Consider the following 22,232-nt stretch of genomic DNA (forward strand, 5'->3'; position numbering starts at 1 on the left):
GCGCCTGACGGCGCTGTGTCTGGCATGCCTGCAATCCGGGAAACCGGACCAGGAAAAAACTTGCAGGCCATAACAGTATCTACAGCAGGCATTGCAACTGATTGAATGCTTGAGAATTTGTAGGCCGGATAAGGCGTTTACGCCGCATCCGGCATGACCAACGATCACGTTATCAGTCATTTCAGGCTGGATGGCTCCAGCCTCGCATTAGCAAAGATGAGATTATTTCGCCTGTGGTGCAGTTTTGCTGGTGGATTGAACACGTAAGTGATGCAGCGCGCGTAAGCATTGATCCTGGGTTAGCGGTTGGGCGTTATTCGCCGCTACGGTGCGAACATAGACCTGACATGGCACACCCGCGAGTTTTTTCAGTCGTTGGCTGAAATCAAGCATTCGGCGAGTGATCGCCTCTATTTCTTTACCCGGCGTTGCTTCACGCGTTTTCACCACTGCGCCGCTAAATTGTTCTTTGCCACTTTCATCTTTAAAGCGGTAAAGCACCGCCAGATAATGGTCGAACAGGTTATGTTTCCATTCCGGTTGGGAATAGGTGTCATATTCCAGATTGCCATTTTCCTGGCAGTCAACGTCATATAACGGCAGGAAATCTAACAGTGAGGTAATACGTAATGCCAGTTCACGCATTTCCGCATTATTAATTGCATGAATGATTGCTCGCGCCAGCATTTCAATCTGCAACTCATTGACGACTAACTCACATTTGCTACCGTCATGTAGCGTTAATACGAAGGTAAGATTTTCGCCTTGATTATCGGTAAGTTCCAGCGTGTTAACCCGACGATTAATATCGGCATTTTTAAGCTCATCAACCAGAATTTCTGGGATGTTTTCTGCCATTTTCTTAATGACTTTATCGCGAGCTTGCTCATACTGAAGGCGTGCAGCAGCATCCAGTTTATGCTTTTGATGCATACGACTTTCCAGCGCAATCAGCAGGTCGCGCAGTTCCATGACAGACATAAAGAACAACGATTCTTTATTGCGAGGTTCTTTAATTTTCAGCGCCAGTGCAATGAAATTATTACTCTTGCGAATAACACCGGTATTAACACCCTTGATGCTTATGGCCATGTAGGTTCTCCCTAACCATTTCTCAATTAAATAATTAATTTTAATTTATAAGCCAGATAAATGGGCTTGGTAGTAATAGTTGTTAAAATAACATAAATAGCCGTACTCACTCTATATAAACAGAAAAGAAAGGTTAATTATTGGTGTTGGCTATATAAAGAGTAACAACAGCAATGTATATGAATAATTAAAGGTTATGCAACGGGCAAAGATTAAATTTCCCAGTTTAATGACAGGTTGCTGTACTTGCGTTTGTTGCTCTTGCCGGATGCGGCGTAAACGCCTTATCCGGCCTACAGTTCATTGCAAATCCATTCAATTTCAATGCACAATGTAGGCCTGATAAGCGTAGCGCATCAGGCTAATGTTTAACTTCCCTGTTTAATCAGTTACTGCTGGCGTAGCTGGAGATCCAGCGGCGTTTTGCTGGGTTCGCCGCCGATTTCTCGCGCCAGTTTCGGCACCAGATAACCCGACACCAGTGTCAGCAACTCACGCATAATCTGCCGTGCTTCGTCATCACTCACCATAAAATGCGCCGCGCCCTGTACTTTATCGAGCACATGCAGGTAATACGGCATTACGCCGGCATCGAACAACGCATTACTCAGGTTTGCCAGCGTTTGTGCGTTATCGTTCACACCACGTAACAGAACGCTCTGGTTAAGCAGGGTGACACCGACACGGCGCAATTTAGCCATCGCCTGACGGAACGTTTCATCTACCTCATTGGCATGATTGATGTGATTCACCAGCAAGATTTGCAGCGTAGAACGGGCAAAGCGTTCAACCAGCGCCTCGGTGATACGTGCCGGGATCACAATCGGCAGACGGCTGTGAATCCGCAGACGTTTGATATGCGGGATGGCTTCCAGTTGTGTGAGCAACCAGTCCAGCTCGTGATCTTTCGCCATCAGCGGATCGCCGCCGGAGAAAATCATCTCGTCCAGTTCCGGATGCGCAGCAACATACTCAAGAGCAGTCTGCCAGTTACGCTTGTTGCCCTGATTTTCGGCATAGGGGAAGTGGCGACGGAAGCAATAGCGGCAATTTACCGCGCAGCCGCCTTTGACCAGCAAAAGCGCCCGGTTGTGGTATTTATGCAACAAACCAGGCACTACGCTGTGCTGTTCTTCCAGCGGGTCGGTGGAGAATCCGGACGCGACGACAAACTCATCTTGCGAGGTAAGTACCTGACGCAAAAGAGGATCGTCCGGATTGCCTTTCTCCATGCGATCGATAAATGAGCGGGGCACACGCAGGGCAAACAGCTTTTTGGCGCTGCGTCCGGCCAACAGTTTTTCGTCCGCGTCTATATTCAAAAGACGCAGAAGTTCATCAGGATCGGTCACAACATCGGCAAGTTGCGTTAACCAATCTTCTCTGGATGGGGTATTTAGGGTTACAATATGCGCCATTTTGTGGCTTAGCTACCAATTAACAAATTTCAGAGGGCCTTATGGCAACGTACTATAGCAACGATTTTCGTGCTGGTCTTAAAATCATGTTAGACGGCGAACCTTACGCGGTTGAAGCGAGTGAATTCGTAAAACCGGGTAAAGGCCAGGCATTTGCTCGCGTTAAACTGCGTCGTCTGCTGACCGGTACTCGCGTAGAAAAAACCTTCAAATCTACTGATTCCGCTGAAGGCGCTGATGTTGTCGATATGAACCTGACTTACCTGTACAACGACGGTGAGTTCTGGCACTTCATGAACAACGAAACTTTCGAGCAGCTGTCTGCTGATGCAAAAGCAATTGGCGACAACGCTAAATGGCTGCTGGATCAGGCAGAGTGTATCGTAACTCTGTGGAATGGTCAGCCGATCTCCGTTACTCCGCCGAACTTCGTTGAACTGGAAATCGTTGATACCGATCCGGGCCTGAAAGGTGATACCGCAGGTACTGGCGGCAAACCGGCTACCCTGTCTACTGGCGCTGTGGTTAAAGTTCCGCTGTTCGTACAAATCGGCGAAGTCATCAAAGTGGATACCCGCTCTGGTGAATACGTCTCTCGCGTGAAGTAATGCGGTTGTGGTGCGGCCTGCAGGCTGCACCATCACTTATTCAGGTCAGAGATGATGAAACGCCTTATCGTTCTTGTTTTGCTTGCCAGCACGCTGCTCACGGGCTGTAACACCGCTCGCGGTTTCGGCGAAGACATCAAACATCTCGGCAACTCCATCTCCCGCGCTGCCAGCTAATTTTTCTTCTCTTCCGAAAAATCATCAGATTTCCATCATTTTTGGCGATGTTGTCTATTATTAATTTGCTATAGGCAAACATAAATAACATTACCTAAAAGGAAGACGTTATGGTGAAGAAGACAATTGCAGCGATCTTTTCTGTTCTGGTGCTTTCAACAGTATTAACTGCCTGCAACACCACGCGTGGCGTTGGTGAAGACATTTCTGATGGCGGTAACGCGATTTCTGGTGCAGCAACGAAAGCGCAGCAATAAGCAATAACGGTACGACAGTTATGTCGTGCCGTTTGTTTTTTTGCGATAGTCACAAAGGTAATAGTTGAAATTCCCCTGCCACCTGGCAAAATATCCGTTCAACCATCAGCTTTGCAGGACGACCTGCAAACGCCTCTTTTCACCGGGGACGGCCCCAATTCTCCGGAGCCTGATATGTCCTGGATTATCTTAGTTATTGCTGGTCTGCTGGAAGTGGTATGGGCCGTTGGCCTGAAATATACCCACGGCTTTAGCCGTTTGACGCCGAGTGTTATTACCGTGACGGCGATGATAGTCAGTATGGCGCTACTTGCCTGGGCGATGAAATCGTTACCGGTAGGGACGGCTTATGCCGTGTGGACGGGTATTGGCGCAGTCGGCGCTGCCATCACCGGCATTGTGCTGCTCGGTGAGTCCGCTAACCCGATGCGCCTGGCGAGTCTGGCGTTAATCGTATTGGGGATTATTGGTCTGAAACTCAGCACTCACTAACTACCGGGCTGCTGTACCCAAATAAACTTACTGACATCAAACCCTTCCCGGGTCGCGACTGCCAGCATCTCCTGTTTCACTTCGTCAGAAATGGTTGGCGTGCGGGAGAGTATCCACAGGTAGTCGCGGTCCGGGCCGCAAACCAGCGCATGGCGGTATTCCCGATCAAGTGCAATGACGTTATAACCGCCATAGAAAGGACCAAAGAATGACACTTTCAGCGCAGCGCGTGTTGGTGCGCCGGTAAAGTACGCTTTCCCTTCACTCTGCTGCCACATTTCTCTGTCAGGGTTATAGCCTTTATTGATGACATTCAGGCCGCCGTCATCACGCAGACTGTATGTTGCGGTGACTTTTTCCAGTCCACGTTCAAAACGGTGATCAAAACGGGCAATCTCATACCAGGTACCGAGATAACGTTTTGCGTCGAAATTATTCACTACTGTTACGCCACGCGGCGGCGTAGGAGAACTGCAGGCAACGACCAGAAATGCAGCTGTCGCTGCGGCAACGAGAGGGAGCAGGCGCATAAATGTTTCCTTACTGGTTTTTTTCTAAGTGTAGATGACAGCAAGGAAAAGCGCAGAAAAGGTCCGAAAATTCGGACCCGATGAAATTTTACTGTAGAGCGTTGAGAATCTGCCAGGCGGCGGCGACTCTCGCTGGATTGGGATAGTTTTTGTTAGCCAGCATCACTATACCCAGCTCTTTTTCTGGAATAAACGCGACATAGCTACCAAATCCGCCGGTTGCCCCTGTTTTATGTACCCATGATGCGCGTACTGCAGGAGTTGGGGGCGTAATCGCTTTTACAGGGTGTGCTGCCAGTGCAATTTTATTGCCACTGCCGTTAATGATGCTGTCAGGATTTACCGGCCAGTCCAGCATTTCCCAGCCCAGGCCCTGATACATATCGCCGGTTTGCCAGTAGCGAGATTGTGCCAGTTGTATCCCTTGCTGAAGTGTTTTGTCGTTGATATCACGGGGATTCATATTGCTTCGTACCCAGCGGGCCATATCTTCAATGGTCGACTTCACACCATAAGCTTCAGCATCTAACGCCCCTGGCGAAACATGCACTGCCTTACCTTCGCGATATCCCCAGGCGTAATTCTTTTCTTCTGGGGGAGGTACATTAATCCACGTATGGTTGAGTTTGAGTGGCTGGAAGACACGAGTTTGCATCGCCTGCTCAAAACTCAAACCAGACGGCTTCACAGCCAGTGCGCCGAACAAACCGATACTGGAGTTGGCATACAGACGTTGTGTTCCTGGAGCCCATGCAGGCTGCCAGTTTTGATAGAAGCGCAGCAAGTCGCTTGAGGATTTCACTTCATCCGGCACCTGCAATGGCAGGCCGCCAGCGGTGTAGGTCGCAAGATGTAATAGTGTGATCCCATTCCACTGTTTAGCGGTAAGTTCAGGCCAGTATTTTGTTGCGGGATCGCTTAACTTGATTTCCCCTCGAGCAATAGCGTCGCCACCAAGCACGCCCGTAAATGTTTTGCTGACCGAACCTAACTCAAACAACGTTTGCTGTGTGACGGGCTGCTTTTTGGCGATGTCCGCATAGCCCCAGGTAAAGTAATAAGGTTTACCCTGATAAATTACCGCCACCGCCATACCGGGGATCTTTTGTTGCTCTATAAGCGGGGTAATTGTGCGATGCACAATATCGTTGATTTGTTGAGGGGCAGCAAATGTGGAGCAAGAGGCGGTAATTAATAAGGCGCAGAGCGTCGTTTTGAACATAAGGTCTGGTTTCCATACAAAACGGCCCGCCATAGGCGGGCCGGATTTACATTGGCGATACGTTAGATTGTAACGATACCAATCAGCGTGACAACTGTCAGGATAGCAGCCAGACCGTAGAAAACCCATTTGCCCGCAGGCACGTGAATTTTCAGATCGTGCATCGCGTGGTGCATACGGTGTAAACCACACCACAGCGGCAGAACGATCATCAGGAACAGGAATACGCGACCAATGAAGCTCTGCGCGAACGCCAGAACGCGCTCGTAGCTCAGCGCATCACCCGGAAACAGCCCCAGTGGCAGCAGAATACCCACCAGCAGGATCATCACCGGCGCAATAATTGCGCTCCACATACCACCGGCCCCGAAGAGGCCCCAGAATACCGGTTCGTCAGAACGCTTTGGATTTGGATTAATCATCTCAGGCTCCTTACCAGTACAGGGCAACAAACAGGATTACGATGGTGGCAACCACAGTTACCGCCCAGAGACTTTTGATAATTGGCTCTGGTCCCATTTTTTCGTCTTTTACAATGATATTGGCCGCTTTCGGTGCCAGTTCAAACCAGGTTTTGGTGTGCAGCAGAGCTGCCGCCAGAGTGATCAGGTTAATGATCACGATAACCGGGTTTTGTAAAAAGTCGACGAATCCCGCCCAGGCTTCCGGGCCATTTTTCAGGGCAAACAGCCCGAAAATCAGTTCAATGCTGAACCACACAGCCGGAACCGCCGTGCCTTCGCGCAGCATGTAAAAGCGATAAAACGGCAATTTTTTCCACCAGGTGGACGTCATTGGCCGTACATACGGTTTACGTTTAGTCGTCATGTTGCACTCCTTAGCGTGGTTTCAGGGTCGCGATAAGAAAGTCTTTCGAACTTTCTACTTTGCCCTGCTGAATGGCCGCAGCCGGATCGACGTGTTTCGGGCAGACTTCGGAGCAATAGCCCACGAAAGTACAGCTCCATACGCCGTTCTGGCTGTTCAACTGCGCCATACGCTCCTTCTTACCGTGGTCGCGGCTATCTTCGTTATAACGATGCGCCAGCGTAATGGCAGCCGGACCGATGAACTCTGGGTTCAGGCCAAACTGCGGGCACGCGGCGTAGCACAGACCACAGTTGATGCAACCGGAGAACTGGTGATACTTTGCCATCTGCGCCGGGGTCTGGATGTTAGTACCCTGATCCGCGGTGCGGGAGTTGCCGATGATGTACGGTTTGATCGCTTCCAGACTTTCGATGAAGTGGGTCATATCGACCACCAGATCGCGTTCAATCGGGAAGTTAGCTAACGCTTCAACCTTCATACCGTCGGTGTAATCACGCAGGAAGGTTTTACATGCCAGTTTTGGCACGTTGTTAACCATCATGCCGCAGGAACCACAAATCGCCATACGGCAGGACCAGCGGTAACTCAGGTCCGGTGCCAGGTTGTCTTTGATGTAGCCCAGCGCATCCAGTAATGAGGTAGTTGCGTCATAAGGCACTTCATAGAATGCGCTATGCGGTGCGGTATCGACTTCCGGGTTATAGCGCACCACCTCAATTTTCAGGTTTTTCATCTCAGCCATTCGCCTTCTCCTTCTTATTGGCTGCTTCCGCCTTATCGGCTGCATCCGCTTCGCCACCGTAAACGCGTTTAGCTGGCGGCAGCGTAGTAATCTTCACGTCGCTGTACTCCAGGCGAGTCGTGCCATCAGCATCGCGGAAGGCGAGGGTGTGTTTGAGGAAGTTGACGTCGTCACGCTCGGTGCAACCTTCGTCCAGACGCTGGTGTGCGCCGCGGGACTCTTTACGTGCCATTGCGGAGTGCGCCATACATTCAGCAACGTTCAGACCGTGGCCCAGTTCAATGGTGTAGAGCAGGTCGGTGTTGAACACGCTGGAGGTGTCGGTGATGCGCACGCGCTTGAAGCGTTCCTGCAGCTCTGCCAGCTTGTCGATGGTTTTCTGCATCAGTTCCGGCGTACGGTAGATACCGCAACCTTCTTCCATTGCCAGGCCCATTTCGTCGCGGATCTTCGCCCAGTTTTCGCCGCCATCCTGGTTAACCAGATCTTTCAGACGTTGTTCAACGCCAGCTGCCTGCGCTTCAATTGCCGCTTCGTTGCCATTACCGGCAGTTGCTGCACGCTCTGTCGCTTGTTCACCGGCCAGACGGCCGAAGACCACCAGTTCCGCCAGGGAGTTAGAACCCAGACGGTTTGCACCGTGCAGACCAACAGAGGAACATTCACCCACGGCGAACAGACCTTTAATGCGGGTTTCACAGTTCTGATCGGTTTCGATACCGCCCATGGTGTAGTGTGCGGTCGGACGTACCGGAATCGGTTCTTTAACCGGATCGACGCCAACGTACGCTTTCGCCAGTTCGCAGATGAACGGCAGACGTTCATGCAGTTTTTTCTCGCCGAGGTGACGCAGGTCGAGATAAACCACATCGCCACGCGGCGTGGAGATGGTGTTGCCTTTACGCCATTCGTGCCAGAAGGCCTGAGAAACTTTGTCGCGTGGACCCAGTTCCATATATTTGTTTTTCGGCTCGCCCAGCGGAGTTTCCGGGCCCATGCCGTAATCTTGCAGATAACGGTAGCCATTTTTGTTGACCAGAATACCGCCTTCACCGCGGCAGCCTTCGGTCATCAGGATACCGGAACCTGGCAGACCGGTTGGGTGATACTGAACGAATTCCATGTCACGCAGCGGAACGCCGTGGCTTAGCGCCATACCCATACCGTCACCGGTAACGATGCCGCCGTTGGTGTTGTAACGATAAACGCGACCCGCACCGCCAGTAGCCATAACGACCGCGTTAGCACGGATCTGCACCAGCGTGCCTTCCATCATGTTCATTGCTACCAGGCCGCGAACATGACCATCATCAACCAGAATATCCAGCACGAAATGTTCGTCAAAACGCTGGATCTGCGGGAATTGCAGAGAGGTCTGGAACAGCGTGTGCAGCATATGGAAGCCGGTCTTATCGGCGGCGAACCAGGTGCGCTCGATTTTCATGCCGCCGAAGCGACGTACGTTGACGCTACCATCCGGGCGACGGCTCCATGGGCACCCCCACAGTTCCAGTTGGGTCATTTCGGTTGGGCAGTGGTGGACGAAATAATCCACGACATCCTGCTCACACAACCAGTCGCCACCCGCTACTGTATCGTGAAAGTGATATTCGAAGCTGTCATGATCCTGCGCGACAGCGGCGGAGCCCCCTTCTGCAGCAACGGTATGGCTACGCATCGGGTATACTTTTGAGATTAGTGCGATTTTTGCATTTGGATTTGCCTGCGCGGCAGCAATTGCAGCACGTAATCCCGCGCCACCGGCGCCTACAATGGCAAGATCGGCTTGAAAGGTTTGCACGACATTCCTCCAGATTGTTTTTATCCCACAGCCCCGTACTTCAGGGTAAGTGCCTGAAAGTTACGGTCTGCGAACGCTATTCCACTGCTCCTTTATAGGTACAACAGTATAGTCTGATGGATAAGTCTGAAATTTGACGAGATCGATTTTTTTAGTGCGCAAGAGGGCTAAATTATCACTGAAGATGATTAATTTAATTACTAAACCATCAGATCGTGCTTTTTTTAGTCACTGCCCACCGCTGTTTGATTCCTGCGTAAAATTTGTCTCGCCGTCGCGTTGCGAGTAGACTTCGTGCCCTTGTCAAAAACTGGAGATTTAACTATGAGCGAAACGGCATCCTGGCAGCCGAGCGCATCCATTCCTAACTTATTAAAACGCGCGGCGATTATGGCGGAGATCCGTCGTTTCTTTGCCGATCGTGGAGTGCTGGAGGTGGAGACGCCTTGTATGAGCCAGGCGACGGTAACCGATATTCATTTGGTCCCGTTTGAGACACGTTTCGTTGGCCCCGGGCATTCGCAGGGGATGAATCTCTGGTTAATGACCAGCCCGGAATACCATATGAAACGCCTGCTGGTTGCCGGTTGTGGGCCGGTATTCCAGCTGTGCCGCAGCTTCCGTAATGAAGAGATGGGGCGTTATCACAACCCTGAGTTCACTATGCTGGAGTGGTATCGACCGCACTATGATATGTACCGGTTGATGAACGAGGTGGACGATCTCTTACAACAGGTGCTGGACTGCCCGGCAGCAGAAAGCCTTTCTTATCAACAAGCTTTCTTGCGTTATCTGGAAATTGACCCGCTCTCTGCCGACAAAACGCAACTGCGGGAAGTCGCAGCGAAACTGGATTTGAGCAATGTTGCTGATACCGAAGAAGACCGCGACACGCTGCTACAATTGCTGTTTACCTTTGGCGTAGAGCCAAATATTGGCAAAGAAAAACCGACCTTTGTGTACCACTTTCCAGCCAGCCAGGCATCACTGGCGCAAATCAGTACCGAAGATCATCGGGTCGCTGAACGCTTTGAGGTTTATTATAAAGGTATTGAGCTGGCGAATGGTTTCCATGAATTGACGGATGCCCGTGAGCAGCAACAACGCTTTGAACAAGATAACCGTAAGCGCGCGGCGCGCGGTTTGCCGCAGCACCCCATTGACCAGAATCTGATTGAAGCCTTGAAAGTCGGTATGCCTGACTGTTCCGGCGTGGCATTAGGTGTTGATCGTCTGGTGATGTTGGCGCTGGGCGCGGAGACACTGGCTGAAGTCATCGCCTTTAGCGTTGACCGGGCATAATTCTGAAAAATTACTGAATTAACAGCGAAGAATGGCGTGATAAGCGCCATTCTGTAGCATATGTTTTCATTTTTCCGTTAAAGGCCACAATTTAAGACTGGATATTTGATATCATCCAGGTATCAATTCTGTATTGGTTTTTACGCTGCCTGCTCAATGTTGCGCAGTGCAGTTCAGTGGGCACGTGTTATACACGCGCTGAAATGAAGGATGGTTTCATGCCTCACACGATAAAAAAGATGAGTCTGATAGGACTCATATTGATGATCTTTACTTCCGTATTTGGATTTGCCAATAGCCCATCGGCTTATTACTTAATGGGTTATAGTGCGATTCCCTTTTATATATTTTCTGCATTGTTATTCTTTATTCCATTCGCCTTAATGATGGCTGAAATGGGAGCTGCTTATCGCAAAGAAAAAGGTGGTATCTATTCCTGGATGAATAATAGTGTCGGACCACGTTTTGCCTTCATTGGTACGTTTATGTGGTTTTCCTCTTATATCATCTGGATGGTGAGTACCTCCGCGAAAGTTTGGGTACCGTTCTCAACATTCCTCTATGGTAGCGACATGACCCAGCACTGGCGTATTGCTGGACTGGAGCCTACGCAGGTGGTTGGTCTGCTGGCAGTGGCATGGATGATTCTGGTCACCGTCGTTGCTTCAAAGGGGATTAATAAAATTGCCCGCATTACTGCGGTGGGCGGTATTGCAGTAATGTGTCTGAATTTAGTATTGCTGTTAGTAAGCATTACTATTTTGTTATTAAATGGTGGGCATTTCGCGCAGGATATTAATTTCCTTGCATCACCGAACCCAGGTTATCAGTCCGGTCTGGCAATGCTATCGTTTGTGGTATTTGCTATTTTTGCCTATGGCGGAATTGAAGCGGTTGGTGGTCTGGTCGATAAAACGGAAAATCCAGAAAAGAACTTTGCCAAAGGTATTGTTTTTGCCGCTATTGTTATTTCAATCGGTTATTCGCTGGCAATATTTTTATGGGGTGTCAGCACAAACTGGCAGCAGGTATTAAGTAATGGTTCCGTTAACCTTGGCAATATTACCTATGTGCTGATGAAGAGCCTCGGGGTGACGCTGGGTAACGCACTGCATTTGTCACCTGAAGCGTCATTGTCGCTGGGCGTATGGTTTGCGCGTATTACCGGACTTTCGATGTTCCTCGCTTATACCGGTGCGTTCTTTACGCTTTGCTATTCACCGCTGAAAGCCATCATCCAGGGGACGCCGAAAGCGTTGTGGCCGGAACCGATGACGCGCCTGAATGCGATGGGGATGCCGTCTATCGCCATGTGGATGCAGTGCGGGTTGGTTACTGTCTTCATCCTGCTGGTTTCGTTTGGTGGCGGTACCGCATCCGCGTTCTTTAACAAGCTGACGCTGATGGCGAACGTGTCTATGACGCTTCCTTACCTGTTCCTCGCGCTGGCTTTCCCATTCTTTAAAGCACGTCAGGATCTCGACAGACCATTTGTGATTTTCAAAACGCGTATGTCGGCAATGATTGCGACGGTGGTTGTCGTACTGGTGGTGACATTTGCGAACGTCTTCACCATCATTCAACCTGTGGTTGAAGCCGGAGACTGGGACAGCACATTGTGGATGATTGGCGGCCCTGTCTTCTTCTCGCTGTTAGCGATGGCGATTTACCAGAACTATTGCAGTCGCATGGCGAATAAACCTGAGTTAGCTCTCGACTGATCATATGAAATCCTGCAACTCATCGTCTCTCCGGCGATGAGTTGTCAGGAAGTAATGCGTATGGATGATACTCTCCAGGGCCGGTGATAACTGAAGATGATGTTAAGCTGCTAAATGAGCCACGTTGACATCATTTGGCAGCTTCATGCATTACAAACTTCCCGCCTGACGACCTTTGCCCGCAGAAGTTAATGTTCTCCCCGTTTGCTTACCGTTGAGGCTTTCCAGACGCATCTGGAAGGGCGGGAATGGCATATCGATACCGTGGGCGTGGAAGCCTGCCAGAATCAGCTGGTGGATCTCATGGCGTAGCGGCATACGGTGACCCATCTCAGCGGCGTAAATACGCAGCTCGAAAATCTGAATCCCCTGTTGCAGATCCACCAGGAAGACTTCCGGTGCCGGGTTGTCGATCACCAGCGAGCAGCGACGCGCTGCGGTGAGCAGGATTTCCGTCACTTCTTCGCTATTGGCATCGGCAGGGGCCGGTATCGTCAACACCACGCGCGTGACCGAGTCAGAGAGCGACCAGTTGATAAACTGCTCGGTAATAAACGCCTTGTTCGGCACGATTATCTCTTTACGGTCCCAGTCGCTGATGGTGGTGGCGCGGGTGTTAATTTTCGTCACGCTACCGGTAAGATCGCGGATCGTTACCGTATCGCCAATGCGAATCGGTTTTTCGAACAGGATAATCAGGCCAGAGATAAAGTTGGCGAAAATCTCCTGCAAACCAAAACCGAGACCAACACCGAGCGCGGCAACCAGCCACTGCAATTTCGACCACTCAATACCAATCATCGAGAAGCCGACCAGCCCGCCAATCAGCATCAGCAGATATTTGGTGATGGTGGTGATGGCGTAGCCCGTACCCGGCGTTAAATCCAGGTGCTGCAAAATCGCCAGTTCCAGCAGCGCGGGCAGGTTGCGCACCAGCTGCGTGGTGATGATAAACACCAGAATGGCAATCAGCACCGCACCGAGGGTAATTGGCTCCAGACTTTCTACGCCCTGTACCGTGGAGGTGACATCCCACAGCGAAATATTTTCGAGGAAGCCGAAAGCGGAATGGATTTCTGACCACAGCACAATGACCGAAAGCAGGGCGATCAACATCAAAATTGAGCGCACCAGCCGCAAGGATTGCGCACTGATGGCATCGAGATCGACTTCGCTTTCATCGACTTCAATTGCCCCTTCCGGGCTACTGTGATGATGCGCTTCCTCTTCGCCACGCGCGCGTTGCGCTAACATCTCTGCCCGGCGATGCTTCGCCCGGTCAAACGCCAGCCTGCGACGCTGGATCAGCATCCAGCGGCGGATAACGTGATAAACCACCAGTAGCAGGAACCAGATGGCAACCGAGGTTTCAAGCCTCGCTAACAGTGCCTGCGCCGTTGCCAGATAACCCACCGCTGACGCCAGAATGGCAACCAGTGGTGCGCCAATCATCATGTTCCACAGCATATGGTTGGTAATGTTGTCGCCGCTGCCCTCTTTGTTGAGGTACAGCGGGATCCCGGCCTTTTTCAGGCTGAGGGTGACCACCGCCAGCGCACCGCAAATGAGGATAAAGCAAAGCCGTCCCAGCGAACCGGAGAATTCACGGTCGTCGAGGTTATCGAACATCATCAGCGCCATAATCAGCGGCACAATAAGCCCGATGCTCATCAGGTAGTAGCGCATCCCACGGGAAACACGTTCGCGCGGCCAGCCAAAATGAGCGATAAACAAGCCGTTCGGGCGGGCAAAGGTGGCGCAAATCATCACTACCCACAGCAGCGGCACGGTGGCCGTTACGCCATCGCCAATCGCGACCGCCAGCGGATAAGGCCACGCCTCGCGCAAGCCGTAACCCAGCGTCATCCACAGCACCGGCAGCGGTGACGCGACGAGAATCGACCAGAAAAGAGTGCGCAACGTCAGCCAGAAGTGATCCTGAGTCACTTTGCCGACTTTCGCCGCCGAACGTTCAAGAAAACGGGTGAAATAGCGGCGCGAGTAAATACTGCAACCGACCAGAATCAACGCGCCAAACAGCGGCAAAATTGTCTCTTTGCTGGTCAGCATCATCACACTGGCTTTGCCCAACTGACTGAAGGTGTCCAGCGAAATGAGACGACGCAGATCCTGGGCGATTTCCAGCGGCCAGGCGATGGTCATCGGGCGCACGTCAGAGGTCCAGAACAGATAGCGGTGCGTTGCTTCGTTCACCTCTTTCAGCGCATCCTCCAGTTGCCCGTTGGAGACTTTCAGCTTGGTCAGTTCCAATAGTAGCGTGTCGCCACCCTGCAACAATGAGTTCAGCAACTCACGCTGAGTGCGTAGTTGTGCTTCCAGAATACGGTTTTGCTCGGCGGTCAGCGGCTGACCGTCGGCCTGATGAATTTGCCGTAGCAGCGGCTGTTTATTAAGCAGATCCTCATAACGTAACCGTTGCACACGCAACTGCGCCATTTCGGTATCAAGCTGTTGTGGTTTCGGCATTTCCGGCAGCCGTGCCACCTGCGCCCGCAACGCTTCGCCGAGCAGGTTGGACGATCCCAGCCATTGCGACTGTTCACGCAGCGTATTCAGCGCCTGCCGAACCTGTAACGTCTGGCTGGTGGCCTGGCGCTGTTGCGAGGCAACGAGATCCATCCGCTGCGCCTGTTGATTCAGTGCCGCCGATAGTTCGCGGTTAATTTTGAATTGCGCGACGATGTCTTTCGGCAAATCGGCGCTGTTTTCTGCCAGCAATTCGGTACTTTCCAGCGCCCGCTCCGCCTCAAGCTGACGTTGGCTGTTCAACTGATTACGTAAGGCCTGCAAATACGCATCCAGTTGCTGGCTCTCTTTTTCCGCCAGCTCTGAGCGTAAGCGCGCTAATTCCTGACGGTTATTGGCAGACAGCTGCGCCAGTTCCAGTTCATCAACGAGCGCTTTCAGGCGTGCGGAGTCAGACTGCAACGCGAAATTTTGTGCCTGATTGAGCGGGGTATTGCCAGTAAGCGTTCCCAGGCGGCGCTCGATCTCATTTAACTGACGGCGGGCGTCGGTTTGCTGTTGCGGCAGTTGATTCAGCGAATCGGCAATCTCGCGGGCGCGCTCCTGCTCTTGCTGGGCCTGACGGCTTTTATCCAGCAACTGGCTGCTGACCTGGAGAATTTCCTGATTCAGCGCGTCGGTAGACATCCCCGGCGACACGCTGCGCGGTTCGTCACGCATGTTGTTTAATTGTGCGCGCAGAGTAGCGGAAAGTTTCGGGTAATTATCAATGACTTCTTGATATTGCTTGATGCGCTCAAGGGAACCTTTTCGTTCCTCAAGCGCATTTAAGGCGGACTGGAGCGCCTCTACGACTTCCGGCTGCGCGGGTTTCGCCGCTTTTGCCTGCTCCAGTTCTTGTGAGATTTGTTTGCTATCGGGGGCCGTCGCGGCGTACGCCCCCCAACTGAGGCACCAGGCCATCAGAAAAGTGATAATCAGGCGCACGTCAGCGTTTCCTTTGATGGATTAGACCTGGTCTTTTTTATCGTCAACCAATGGGCTGGCGTCGTGTTCTGCTTCGATCTCTTCAGCAGGAAGCGGGGCCGGTTCAGCGTCTGGCGTAACAAAGGTTTCGGTAGATACTGCCAGCGGCTGGCCAATTTTCGTGACAGACAGGCTTTCCAGTTGCTCAACCAGATTCACTTTACCCGGTGCAAACAGGTTGATAACGGTGGAACCGAGTTTAAAGCGACCCATTTCCTGGCCTTTCAGCAGTGCCACAGAACCGTCGTTTTCCCCGGCAGGCCAGGTCCAGCGCTTGATGATACCTTCGCGCGGCGGCGTAATGGTGCCCGCCCAGACCGTCTCAATGCTGCCAACAATCGTCGCTCCGACCAGAATCTGCGCCATTGGGCCAAATTCGGTATCGAAAAGGCAAATCACGCGTTCGTTACGGGCAAACAGATTCGGCACGTTCTGAGCCGTGAGATGGTTAACGGAGAAGAGATCGCCCGGTACGTAGATCATCTCACGCAGAATACCGTTGCACGGCATGTGTACGCGGTGGTAGTCACGCGGGGAGAGGTAAGTGGTCACAAACGTACCGTTGCGGAACAGGTCCGCCATCAGATAGTTGCCTGCCAGCAAGGCTTCGAGGCTGTAGTTGTGGCCTTTGGCTTGCAGGATTTTATCTTCTTCGATTTTACCCAACTGGCTGATAACGCCATCGGCAGGCATGACCAGGACATTCGGATCGGTATCGATTGGGCGTACTTCGTCACGCAGCGGACGGACAAAGAATTCGTTAAAGGTGCGGTAGCTGGCGGTGTCCGGCTTTTGCGCCTCTTTCATGTCGACCTTGTAGTATTTAACGAACAGATCGATAACCAGTTTTGTCAGCCATCCTGCCCGCTTGCTTGCGCCCCAACCCGCCAGGCGAGTAAGCCATAGTTTCGGCAGAATGTACTGTAGCGAAAGTTTAAATGAATTTAACAAGGTAGCCTCCAGGCCATTGTTTTGTCGTTCCTGATCCGGCCTACATGCCGGATCCTGAAAAAAAGGGGACGATTCTAACGACGGTTAGCTTAATTGTCAGTCATCCGTATCAGAAAAGTTTTTACGCGTTTTTACCTGCGCCATGCTTTCCAGAATACGGTGATAGTTTTCGAAACGGGTTTCCGCGATTTTTCCTTCCTCAACCGCTTCCCGGATAGCGCAGCCCGGATCGGTATCGTGTTTGCAATCGCGATATTTACACAGACCTAAATAGTCATGGAATTCGACAAAGCCCTGAGTGATTTGTTCCGGCTCCAGGTGCCAGAGGCCGAACTCACGCACACCAGGGGAATCAATCACATCACCGCCGTGCGGGAAGTGATACAGTCGTGCGGCGGTCGTGGTGTGCTGACCGAGACCCGAGTTGTCAGAGACATCGTTGGTCAGGATCTCTTTTTGCAGCCCCAGCAACGCGTTCAGCAGGCTGGATTTGCCGACGCCAGACTGGCCGGCAAAAATGCTGATGCGCCCGGTCAACGCCTCTTCCAGCGGTTTTAGCCCATCCTGAGTATGGCTGGAAACCATCAATACGCGATAACCAATGTTGCGGTAGATATCCATCTGCTCGTTGACGAACGCCATGCCTTCGTCGTCCAGCAGGTCTATCTTATTGAGCACAATAATCGGCTCAATCTGCAAGGTTTCGCAGGCCACCAGGTAACGGTCGATAATATTGAGCGACAGCTCCGGCAAAATGGCGGAGACAATGACAATCTGGTCGATGTTGGCGGCAATAGGTTTCACGCCGTCGTAGAAATCCGGACGCGTCAACACTGAGGTGCGCTCATGCACCGCTTCCACGATCCCTTTGACATTTACGCCTTCCGCCGCCGGTTTACCCGGACGCCAGACTACGCGGTCGCCGGTTACCAGCGAACGGATGGTACGGCGAATATTGCAGCGGTGAACGTCGCCATCGGCGGATTCCACATCAGCGTGCATACCAAAGCGGCTGATGACGATACCTTCATCAGGCTCGCCAAACAGATTGTCGTCGTAGTCGGGCTTCTCCTTAGACGTTTTAAGACGACGCTGGTGATTGGCGTTCACGCGGCGCTGCTGGCCTTTGGAGAGTTTATTTTTACTCAATCGTACAGACTCCTGGTCGCCCCTGATGGGCAAAACATCTATGATACACGCAATTGTGGATCAATATAGTCACTGTGAATGGGTGGAAAATAGCATGAGTGCCAATGAAAACAACCTGATTTGGATCGATCTTGAGATGACCGGTCTGGATCCCGAGCGCGATCGCATTATTGAGATTGCCACGCTGGTGACCGATGCCAACCTGAATATTCTGGCAGAAGGGCCGACCATTGCAGTACACCAGTCTGATGAACAGCTGGCGCTGATGGATGACTGGAACGTGCGCACCCATACCGCCAGCGGGCTGGTAGAGCGCGTGAAAGCGAGCACGATGGGCGATCGGGAAGCTGAACTGGCAACGCTCGAATTTTTAAAACAGTGGGTGCCTGCGGGAAAATCGCCGATTTGCGGTAACAGCATCGGTCAGGACCGTCGTTTCCTGTTTAAATACATGCCGGAGCTGGAAGCCTACTTCCACTACCGTTATCTCGATGTCAGCACCCTGAAAGAGCTGGCGCGCCGCTGGAAGCCGGAAATTCTGGATGGTTTTACCAAGCAGGGGACGCATCAGGCGATGGATGATATCCGTGAATCGGTGGCGGAGCTGGCTTACTACCGCGAGCATTTTATCAAGCTGTAAAATTTTTCCTGGTCACGTAAGCGCCGGAATCCACTTGCGGCGGCGTGATTTTGACGCTAAATTGAACGTCTTGCTGATAATTTCAGCACTTGAGATAAAAACGCAAAAAAAACTTTTTTGGGGGGTTGCAGAGGGAAAGATTTCTCGTATAATGCGCCTCCCGTAACGACGCAGAAATGCGAAAATTACGAAAGCAAAATTAAGTAGTACGCGGGAATAGCTCAGTTGGTAGAGCACGACCTTGCCAAGGTCGGGGTCGCGAGTTCGAGTCTCGTTTCCCGCTCCAAAATTTGAAAGTGCTGTAAGGCACAGACCACCCAAGCGGGAATAGCTCAGTTGGTAGAGCACGACCTTGCCAAGGTCGGGGTCGCGAGTTCGAGTCTCGTTTCCCGCTCCAAATTCTTCTCTCAATAAAATATCCACAGCGATGCGATGCGTTATTGCTGGTTTTCGTTGTCTCTGACAAACTCTTGTAAACAGAGTTATCCACAGCCTCAGGCTGTAATCTTAATTTCAAAGAAACTTCGCACGATGAATAGTATTTTTTTAACCTATTGATAGATAAGTTAAAAATTAAGATTCCGTTTTGTCGAGTCGATCACTTGACGATTTTATTCGTCTTGAATTGCAATGCGTTTTTATTTTTATTCACAAGCTGTGGATGAATCAGGCGTCACGCGGTAACCCTTTTTCAATCACCCGAACCAGACGCTGTTTTTTCGGCAATTGCACTTCGACTATGCACGCATTTCGTCTCTCTATTTGCTGCGCAATCGCCCACGCTATGTGCTCATCGAGAAGTGGGTGCTCACCTTTACGACTTTCCAGCGCTGTCAAAATCGTTTCATCCCAAGGGGCATTGCCTAATGCTACGGCGATATTACGCAGCCAACGCAGGTGACCAATACGACGAATCGCCGATCCTTCCGTGACTTTTAAAAACTTCTCTTCGCTCCAGGCGAATAACTCAATGAGTTCCGGTGCGTGTAGCGGCTTACGCGGGCTGAAATCCTCTTCTGTGGTGAGTTGTGAATAGCGATTCCACGGGCAGATAAGCTGGCAGTCATCGCAACCGTAAATACGGTTTCCCATTAACGGTCGCAACTCTTCCGGGATCGCCCCTTCAAGTTCGATGGTGAGATAAGAGATACAGCGGCGAGCATCGACGGTATATGGCTCGACGATGGCACCGGTCGGGCAAATCGTCATACAGGCCACGCATTTACCGCATCCTTCCTCGACTGGTTGATCCACGGGCAGCGGAATATCGACCAGCAATTCGCCTAAAAAGAAGAAAGAACCGGCCTCGCGATTGAGGATAAGTGAGTGCTTACCTGTCCAGCCGAGCCCAGCTTTTTCAGCTAACGGGCGCTCGAGAATAGGCGCAGAATCGACAAACGGTCTAAAATTCAGCGAAACACAATGTTGCTGAATCATCTCGCCCAGCTTTTTGAGTCGGTTGCGCAGAAGTTTGTGATAGTCACGGCCCAGCGCATAACGGCTAACATAGCCGAGTTTGGGGTTTTTCAGCGTGCTGGCAAATGCGGCGTTAGCAGGAAGGTAATTCATCCGCACGCTGATCACGCGCAGCGTACCGGGCAATAATTCATGGGGGCGAGCGCGCAGCATACCGTGACGTGCCATCCAGTCCATTTCGCCGTGGTATTGTTTGTCCAGCCATGCTTGCAGTTTGGGCTCGGACTCGCTGAGATCGGTATCGGTAATACCTACCTGCTGAAAGCCCAGTTCCAGCCCCCACTGTTTAATTTTTTGCGCTAACTGATTGAGATCGAGGGGCTCTGACATGACGGACCATACAATGAAGAAAAACCCCGTAAGTATACCACACACCGTCTGGCACGCCGACGATATCCGCCGCGGAGAACGTGAGGCGGCAGATGCGCTGGGGCTTACACTCTATGAGCTGATGCTTCGCGCTGGCGAAGCCGCATTCCAGGTGTGTCGTTCGGCGTATCCTGACGCCCGCCATTGGCTGGTGCTGTGCGGTCATGGTAATAACGGCGGCGATGGCTACGTGGTCGCGCGGCTGGCCACAGCGGTCGGCATTGAGGTCACGCTGCTGGCCCAGGAGAGCGACAAACCGTTGCCGGAAGAGGCCGCGCTGGCACGCGAAGCATGGTTAAACGCGGGAGGCGAGATCCATGCTTCGAATATTGTCTGGCCCGAATCGGTAGATCTGATTGTTGATGCGCTGCTCGGTACCGGCTTGCAGCAAGCGCCCCGCGAATCCATTAGCCAGTTAATCGACCACGCTAATTCCCATCCTGCGCCGATTGCGGCGGTTGATATCCCTTCCGGCCTGCTGGCTGAAACCGGCGCTACGCCAGGCGCAGTGATCAACGCCGATCACACCATCACTTTTATTGCGCTGAAACCAGGCTTGCTCACTGGAAAAGCGCGGGATGTTACCGGACAACTGCATTTTGACTCACTGGGGCTGGATAGTTGGCTGGCAGGTCAGGAGACGAAAATTCAGCGGTTTTCGGCAGAACAACTTTCTCACTGGCTAAAACCGCGTCGCCCGACTTCGCATAAAGGCGATCACGGGCGGCTGGTAATTATCGGTGGCGATCACGGCACGGCGGGGGCTATTCGTATGACGGGGGAAGCGGCGCTACGTGTTGGTGCTGGTTTAGTCCGAGTACTGACCCGCAGTGAAAACATTGCGCCGCTGCTGACTGCACGACCGGAATTGATGGTGCATGAACTGACGATGGACTCTCTTACCGAAAGCCTGGAATGGGCCGATGTGGTGGTGATTGGTCCCGGTCTGGGCCAGCAAGAGTGGGGGAAAAAAGCACTGCAAAAAGTTGAGAATTTTCGCAAACCGATGTTGTGGGATGCCGATGCATTGAACCTGCTGGCAATCAATCCCGATAAGCGTCACAATCGCGTGATCACGCCGCATCCTGGCGAGGCCGCACGGTTGTTAGGCTGTTCCGTCGCTGAAATTGAAAGTGACCGCTTACATTGCGCCAAACGTCTGGTACAACGTTATGGCGGCGTAGCGGTGCTGAAAGGTGCCGGAACCGTGGTCGCCGCCCATCCTGACGCTTTAGGCATTATTGATGCCGGAAATGCAGGCATGGCGAGCGGCGGCATGGGCGATGTGCTCTCTGGTATTATTGGCGCATTGCTTGGGCAAAAACTGTCGCCGTATGATGCCGCCTGTGCGGGCTGTGTCGCGCACGGTGCTGCAGCTGACGTACTGGCGGCGCGTTTTGGAACGCGCGGGATGCTGGCAACCGATCTCTTTTCCACGCTACAGCGTATTGTTAACCCGGAAGTGACTGATAAAAACCATGATGAATCGAGTAATTCCGCTCCCTGATGAGCAGGCAACATTAGACCTGGGCGAGCGGGTAGCGAAAGCCTGCGATGGCGCAACCGTAATCTATCTGTATGGCGATTTAGGCGCAGGTAAAACCACCTTTAGCCGGGGCTTTTTACAAGCTCTGGGTCATCAGGGTAATGTCAAAAGCCCCACTTATACGCTGGTCGAACCCTATACGCTCGACAATTTAATGGTTTATCACTTTGATTTGTACCGCCTTGCCGATCCCGAGGAGCTGGAGTTTATGGGGATTCGCGATTATTTTGCCAACGATGCCATCTGCCTGGTGGAGTGGCCACAACAAGGTACTGGTGTTCTTCCTGACCCGGATGTCGAAATACACATTGATTATCAGGCACAAGGCCGTGAGGCGCGCGTGAGTGCGGTTTCCTCTGCGGGTGAATTGTTGCTGGCGCGTTTAGCCGGTTAAC

The 22,232-nt window shown here is 51.9% G+C and carries 22 protein-coding genes and 2 tRNA genes; 12 read left to right on the forward strand and 12 right to left on the reverse strand.

Features of this window, described 5'->3' with window-relative positions:
* Positions 1–222: 222 nt before the first annotated feature.
* Both FTE26_RS01320 and epmB read right to left on the reverse strand, forming a co-directional pair.
* A complete protein-coding gene (locus FTE26_RS01320; RefSeq protein WP_001008073.1) occupies positions 223–1,092 on the reverse strand; it encodes a YjeJ family protein in 870 nt (289 codons plus the stop codon).
* A 389-nt stretch (positions 1,093–1,481) separates the two neighbouring features.
* Entirely contained in the window at positions 1,482–2,510 is a 1,029-nt protein-coding gene (epmB, locus tag FTE26_RS01325; protein ID WP_000940530.1) for an EF-P beta-lysylation protein EpmB, read from the reverse strand.
* Positions 2,511–2,551: 41 nt separating this feature from the next.
* Here epmB and efp point away from each other — a divergent pair, with 41 nt between their 5' ends.
* From efp to sugE, 4 genes are all read left to right on the forward strand, one after another.
* Complete coding sequence (gene efp, locus FTE26_RS01330; RefSeq protein ID WP_000257278.1) at positions 2,552–3,118, forward strand: elongation factor P; 567 nt, start codon at positions 2,552–2,554, stop codon at positions 3,116–3,118.
* Positions 3,119–3,169: 51 nt separating this feature from the next.
* Positions 3,170–3,295 carry a lipoprotein antitoxin entericidin A gene (gene ecnA / locus FTE26_RS01335; RefSeq protein WP_000977757.1) on the forward strand — a complete coding sequence of 42 codons (126 nt, stop codon included), beginning with the start codon at positions 3,170–3,172 and terminating at the stop codon, positions 3,293–3,295.
* A 110-nt stretch (positions 3,296–3,405) separates the two neighbouring features.
* The gene (ecnB, locus tag FTE26_RS01340; RefSeq protein WP_000239596.1) at positions 3,406–3,552 is read left to right on the forward strand and encodes a lipoprotein toxin entericidin B; all 147 of its coding nucleotides are present in this window, start codon (positions 3,406–3,408) and stop codon (positions 3,550–3,552) included.
* A gap of 174 nt (positions 3,553–3,726) precedes the next feature.
* Positions 3,727–4,044, forward strand: a complete 318-nt coding sequence (gene sugE / locus FTE26_RS01345; protein ID WP_000118482.1) for a quaternary ammonium compound efflux SMR transporter SugE — start codon at positions 3,727–3,729, stop codon at positions 4,042–4,044.
* On the opposite strand, the gene blc is transcribed toward sugE, so the two are convergent.
* From blc to frdA, 6 genes are all read right to left on the reverse strand, one after another.
* Entirely contained in the window at positions 4,041–4,574 is a 534-nt protein-coding gene (gene blc / locus FTE26_RS01350) for a lipocalin Blc (protein ID WP_001238369.1), read from the reverse strand. The two genes, sugE and blc, sit on opposite strands and share 4 nt — an antisense overlap.
* A gap of 88 nt (positions 4,575–4,662) precedes the next feature.
* On the reverse strand, positions 4,663–5,796 hold the full coding sequence (locus FTE26_RS01355; protein ID WP_001339477.1) for a BlaEC family class C beta-lactamase: 1,134 nt from the start codon (positions 5,794–5,796) through the stop codon (positions 4,663–4,665).
* Between the two features lie 62 nt (positions 5,797–5,858).
* On the reverse strand, positions 5,859–6,218 hold the full coding sequence (frdD, locus tag FTE26_RS01360; RefSeq protein WP_001299198.1) for a fumarate reductase subunit FrdD: 360 nt from the start codon (positions 6,216–6,218) through the stop codon (positions 5,859–5,861).
* A 10-nt stretch (positions 6,219–6,228) separates the two neighbouring features.
* Positions 6,229–6,624: a fumarate reductase subunit FrdC gene (gene frdC, locus FTE26_RS01365; RefSeq protein ID WP_000208757.1), complete on the reverse strand. Its 396-nt coding sequence runs from the start codon at positions 6,622–6,624 to the stop codon at positions 6,229–6,231.
* 10 nt (positions 6,625–6,634) lie between these two features.
* Positions 6,635–7,369, reverse strand: a complete 735-nt coding sequence (gene frdB / locus FTE26_RS01370) for a fumarate reductase iron-sulfur protein (protein WP_000829498.1) — start codon at positions 7,367–7,369, stop codon at positions 6,635–6,637.
* The gene (gene frdA, locus FTE26_RS01375; RefSeq protein ID WP_001192973.1) at positions 7,362–9,170 is read right to left on the reverse strand and encodes a fumarate reductase (quinol) flavoprotein subunit; all 1,809 of its coding nucleotides are present in this window, start codon (positions 9,168–9,170) and stop codon (positions 7,362–7,364) included. The genes frdB and frdA overlap by 8 nt, the downstream gene beginning before the upstream one ends.
* Before the next feature lie 324 nt (positions 9,171–9,494).
* Between frdA and epmA the strand changes: the two genes are divergently transcribed.
* The gene (gene epmA / locus FTE26_RS01380) at positions 9,495–10,472 is read left to right on the forward strand and encodes an elongation factor P--(R)-beta-lysine ligase (protein ID WP_000004771.1); all 978 of its coding nucleotides are present in this window, start codon (positions 9,495–9,497) and stop codon (positions 10,470–10,472) included.
* A 218-nt stretch (positions 10,473–10,690) separates the two neighbouring features.
* Positions 10,691–12,193, forward strand: coding sequence for a glutamate/gamma-aminobutyrate family transporter YjeM (yjeM, locus tag FTE26_RS01385; RefSeq protein ID WP_024198533.1), 1,503 nt, complete (start codon positions 10,691–10,693; stop codon positions 12,191–12,193).
* Between the two features lie 150 nt (positions 12,194–12,343).
* Here the strand turns inward: yjeM and mscM are convergent, their stop codons facing one another.
* The 3 genes from mscM to rsgA form a co-directional block, all read right to left on the reverse strand.
* On the reverse strand, positions 12,344–15,667 hold the full coding sequence (gene mscM / locus FTE26_RS01390; RefSeq protein WP_001236804.1) for a miniconductance mechanosensitive channel MscM: 3,324 nt from the start codon (positions 15,665–15,667) through the stop codon (positions 12,344–12,346).
* Positions 15,668–15,688: 21 nt separating this feature from the next.
* A complete protein-coding gene (gene asd / locus FTE26_RS01395) occupies positions 15,689–16,657 on the reverse strand; it encodes an archaetidylserine decarboxylase (protein WP_000934920.1) in 969 nt (322 codons plus the stop codon).
* A 96-nt stretch (positions 16,658–16,753) separates the two neighbouring features.
* Positions 16,754–17,806 carry a small ribosomal subunit biogenesis GTPase RsgA gene (gene rsgA, locus FTE26_RS01400; RefSeq protein ID WP_000041970.1) on the reverse strand — a complete coding sequence of 351 codons (1,053 nt, stop codon included), beginning with the start codon at positions 17,804–17,806 and terminating at the stop codon, positions 16,754–16,756.
* A 94-nt stretch (positions 17,807–17,900) separates the two neighbouring features.
* Between rsgA and orn the strand changes: the two genes are divergently transcribed.
* The 4 genes from orn (at position 17,901) to FTE26_RS01420 (ending at position 19,130) form a co-directional block, all read left to right on the forward strand.
* Positions 17,901–18,446 carry an oligoribonuclease gene (gene orn / locus FTE26_RS01405; protein WP_001295188.1) on the forward strand — a complete coding sequence of 182 codons (546 nt, stop codon included), beginning with the start codon at positions 17,901–17,903 and terminating at the stop codon, positions 18,444–18,446.
* Between the two features lie 210 nt (positions 18,447–18,656).
* Positions 18,657–18,732 (forward strand) — tRNA-Gly (locus FTE26_RS01410).
* A 35-nt stretch (positions 18,733–18,767) separates the two neighbouring features.
* Positions 18,768–18,843: transfer RNA gene (locus tag FTE26_RS01415), tRNA-Gly, on the forward strand.
* A gap of 233 nt (positions 18,844–19,076) precedes the next feature.
* Complete coding sequence (locus FTE26_RS01420) at positions 19,077–19,130, forward strand: hypothetical protein (protein ID WP_010723271.1); 54 nt, start codon at positions 19,077–19,079, stop codon at positions 19,128–19,130.
* Here FTE26_RS01420 and queG read toward each other — a convergent pair.
* The gene (gene queG / locus FTE26_RS01425) at positions 19,113–20,252 is read right to left on the reverse strand and encodes a tRNA epoxyqueuosine(34) reductase QueG (RefSeq protein WP_001294219.1); all 1,140 of its coding nucleotides are present in this window, start codon (positions 20,250–20,252) and stop codon (positions 19,113–19,115) included. The two genes, FTE26_RS01420 and queG, sit on opposite strands and share 18 nt — an antisense overlap.
* Between queG and nnr the strand changes: the two genes are divergently transcribed.
* Positions 20,251–21,798, forward strand: a complete 1,548-nt coding sequence (gene nnr, locus FTE26_RS01430; RefSeq protein ID WP_272457394.1) for a bifunctional ADP-dependent NAD(P)H-hydrate dehydratase/NAD(P)H-hydrate epimerase — start codon at positions 20,251–20,253, stop codon at positions 21,796–21,798. The two genes, queG and nnr, sit on opposite strands and share 2 nt — an antisense overlap.
* A complete protein-coding gene (tsaE, locus tag FTE26_RS01435; RefSeq protein WP_000981977.1) occupies positions 21,770–22,231 on the forward strand; it encodes a tRNA (adenosine(37)-N6)-threonylcarbamoyltransferase complex ATPase subunit type 1 TsaE in 462 nt (153 codons plus the stop codon). Before nnr ends, tsaE begins: the two co-directional genes overlap by 29 nt.
* Position 22,232 lies beyond the last annotated feature (1 nt).

Source organism: Escherichia sp. S10b (assembly GCF_028421345.1).
Taxonomy (GTDB): domain Bacteria; phylum Pseudomonadota; class Gammaproteobacteria; order Enterobacterales; family Enterobacteriaceae; genus ECMA0423.